This is a genomic window from Stenotrophomonas sp. HMWF003 (assembly GCF_003061285.1).
GTDB classification, from domain to species: domain Bacteria; phylum Pseudomonadota; class Gammaproteobacteria; order Xanthomonadales; family Xanthomonadaceae; genus Stenotrophomonas; species Stenotrophomonas maltophilia_AP.
In genome coordinates, this window is the sequence record NZ_QAIW01000426.1 from 7859 (window position 1) to 11290 (window position 3432).

The window sequence follows — 3432 nt, forward strand, 5'->3', positions numbered from 1 at the left end:
CCGGCGCGGCCGGTGAACTGCATCAACACCGAGCTGATGCCTCGGTGCGCAAGCACCGCTTCGCTCATGGTCGGCTCGGCCACCAGCACCGCTTCATACGGAATGCCACGGGCCAGGAACGCGGCGATGCAACGCGGATCGTTGGCTTCCTCGTCGCTGGAGAACAGGAACGCGGCATCGCCATCGCTGGCGTTGGCTGCGGCCACCAATGCCGCCGCAGCGCCCTTGATGTCGCACACGCCCAGTCCGATCACGCGATCCTCGGCGCGCCGCATCACGTGCGGATCGGCCGTCCAATGCGGCGAGTCCGGCACGGTATCCAGGTGCACGTTGAACAGGTACTTCGGGGTGCCACGCACCGCATACAGGCTGACCGCACCGTCGCCATGGTCGATCACCTCCACGTTGAACCCGGGCAGGTTCGCGCGCAGGTAATCGAAGATGCCGCCGGTGGTGATCGCACGCGGCGGGTTGCGCGTGTCGAAGGACACGAGCTGCTGCAGGTGATCGAGTGTCTGTTCAAGCATGTGTCTGAGTACCCGTAGGGTTCAAAATCGGTAGTGCCGGCCGCTGGCCGGCTCCGCAATGATCCAGCCGTGCCACGAGCCGGCCGGCGGCCGGCACTACCGTCCATCAGCGTTGCGCGGCGCCGGCCAGCGGCCGGCGCCCGGTGAATCGCCTTAGCGGTTCACCTGCGCGTACAAGGTCGAGCTCATGCCAAACAGCTTGATGAAGCCTTCGGCTTCTTCCACGCCCCAGTCGGCCGACTGTGCATACGTGGCGCCCTTGGTGTTGAGCAGGTGGGGCGACTTCACCGCCACCGCATCAACACGGCCACCGCGGGTTTCCAGCACCACTTCGCCATTGACCTTGGCCTGCGAGGACTTCAGGAAGGCCTCGATGTCGGTCTTCAGCGGGTCGTGGTAGAAGCCTTCGTACACCAGCTCCACCCACTTGCGCGCCACGTCCGGCTTAAAGCGGTTCTGCTGCTTGGTCAGCACGGCGTCTTCCAGCGCGCGGTGCGCGGCCAGCAGCGAGACCAGGCCCGGCGCTTCGAACACGATGCGGCCCTTCAGGCCGATCACGGTGTCGCCGGTGTACACGCCACGGCCCACGCCGTACGGGGCGAACAGCTTGTTGAGCTTGGCCAGGATCTGCTCACCCGGCAGCGCCTTGCCGTCCAGCTCGACGGCTTCGCCTTCGACGAACTTCACGGTGACCGTCAGTGCCTGTTCCGGCCACTCGGCACGCGGTGCGCACCAGCCACGGGCACCCTCGCCCGGCGCTTCCCAACGGTCGATCTCGCCGCCGGACATGGTCAGGCCCAGCAGGTTCTCGTTGATGGTGTAGGCCTGCTGCTTGGCGCGCACGCCGAACCCGCGCTCTTCCAGGTACTTCTGCTCGTAGGCGCGGGTCTGGGTGTGTTCCTTCTGGATTTCGCGGATCGGCGCGACGATCTGGTAGTCGCCCAGCGCCTTCACGGCCAGGTCGAAGCGGACCTGGTCATTGCCCATGCCGGTGCAGCCGTGGGCGATGATGTTGGTGCCCAGCTCGGCGGCGCGCTTGAGCGCGGCGTCCACGATCAGGTACCGGTCGGAGACCAGCAGCGGGTACTGGCCCTGGTAGCCTTCGCCGGCCCACACGAACGGCTTGACGAAGCCGCTCCAGATCGCCGGGCCACCGTCGACGGTGACGTGGCTGGTGACGCCCAGTTCGGCGGCACGCTTCTCGATGAAATCGCGCTCTTCGTCATCCACGCCGCCGGTGTCGGCGAACACGGTGTGCACGTTGTAGCCGCGCTCCTGCAGGTAGGGCACGCAGAAGCTGGTGTCGAGTCCACCGGAGAAAGCCAGGACGATGTCTTTGTTGCTCATGGGGGTCAGGTCCAATTGGGGGATAAAGATGCGGTGTAGAGCCGACCGGTGGTCGGCTGAAATGTTCGATGCCCGTGTCGGCTTCAGCGGCCGATCAACGCCGACATGATGGCCTTCTGCACATGCAGGCGGTTTTCAGCTTCGTTGATCGCGATGCACTGCGCGGAGTCCATCACGCCGTCGGTGGCCTTCACGTTGCGGCGCAGCGGCAGGCAGTGGCTGAACACGCCGTTGTTGGTCAGCGCCATCTTGGCTTCGTCCACGATGAAGTGCTGGTACTGGTCGCGGATCGGCTTTTCCGGTTCCCAGTTGCCGAAGAACGGCAGCGCGCCCCAGCTCTTGGCGTACACCACGTCGGCGCCGGCGTAGGCGCTGGCGATGTCGTGGCTGACCTGCAGCGACCCACCGCTCTCGGCCACGTTCTGCTCGGCCCAGCCCATGTAGCGCTCGTCCAGGATGTAATCCGGGGTCGGGCACAGCAGGGTCACGTCCATGCCCATGCGGGTGGCGATGGTCAGCGCCGAGTTGGCCACCGCGGTGTTCAGCGGCTTGGGGTGGTAGGTCCAGGTCAGCACGTACTTCTTGCCGCGCAGGTCCTGGGTGCCGAAATGCTCCTGCAGCGCCATCACGTGGGCCAGTTCCTGGCACGGATGGGTGATGGTTTCCATGTTGATCACCGGCACCGGCGAGTACTTGGCGAAGCTCTTGAGCACGATGTCTTCGCGGTCCTTGGCCCAGTCGATGAACTTCGGGAAGGCACGCACCGCGATCAGGTCGCAGTAGCGGCCCAGCACCTTGGCCACTTCGGCGATGTGCTCCTCGGTGTCCCCGTCCATCACCGTGCCCAGGTTGAACTCGATCGGCCATGCGTCCTTGCCGGGCTGCAGCACGATGGCGTGCCCACCCAGCTGGAAGGCGCCCAGCTCGAAGCTGGTGCGGGTGCGCATGGACGGATTGAAGAACACCAGGGCAATCGACTTGCCCTTGAGCTCGTCGCCCAGTTTGTTGCGCTTGAACAGCGCGGCCTGGGTCAGCAGGGCATCCAGGTCGGTGCGGCTCCAGTCCTGGGTGTTCAGGAAGTGCTTCAGGGACATCGATCGATCCTTTGCGGCTGGTTTTCCACCGTTTCCGGCGGAGGTTGGGGGCGCCGGGGCGCGGTCAGGGCTCAACAAAACGTATACAGATGACACTTTTCAGATCGTAGAAACGAAAAAACCCAGCGCGGGGGCTGGGTTTTCCGAACAGACAGCACGAAGCTCCGGTTACCCAGCGAAAATGTGGGGTTCCGGTCGGCGGGCACGCGACGTCATGCCCGTAGCCATACGGGCGGCGCTGGTGTCGTGCTGGAAGTCGGTGAGTTTCATGGCCGCCCATCTTTGCATGCACCCCGGGTGGGTGCAAGGCCTGGATGTCAATTGGGGGGGGCTGACGTGGACGGGGAAGGCCCCATCCACCGTGGGGATACCTCCCGGGGGCGGTCAACCCGCCTCAGGGATTGGCCGCGCTGCCCTGCTCTGCGCCGATCCACGGGGTGATCGAGACGCGGATCTTGAGGCGG

Annotated in this window: 3 protein-coding genes; all 3 read right to left on the reverse strand. The window is 65.2% G+C overall.

The features are described 5' to 3' along the window. A partial coding sequence (locus DBR34_RS23950; protein WP_258224110.1) for an acetylornithine deacetylase occupies positions 1–527 on the reverse strand: 527 nt, incomplete at its 3' end. 153 nt (positions 528–680) lie between these two features. Then, a complete protein-coding gene (locus DBR34_RS18325; protein WP_128097840.1) occupies positions 681–1874 on the reverse strand; it encodes an argininosuccinate synthase in 1194 nt (397 codons plus the stop codon). An 83-nt stretch (positions 1875–1957) separates the two neighbouring features. Continuing rightward, complete coding sequence (locus tag DBR34_RS18330) at positions 1958–2968, reverse strand: N-acetylornithine carbamoyltransferase (protein WP_038687420.1); 1011 nt, start codon at positions 2966–2968, stop codon at positions 1958–1960. Positions 2969–3432 lie beyond the last annotated feature (464 nt).

What these genes read in the sequence shown, in the direction of transcription:
- DBR34_RS18325 (WP_128097840.1), bottom strand. Translation starts at nt 1,874, where the DNA reads ATGAGCAACAAAGACATCGTCCTGGCTTTCTCCGGTGGACTCGACACC.
- DBR34_RS18330 (WP_038687420.1), bottom strand. Translation starts at nt 2,968, where the DNA reads ATGTCCCTGAAGCACTTCCTGAACACCCAGGACTGGAGCCGCACCGAC.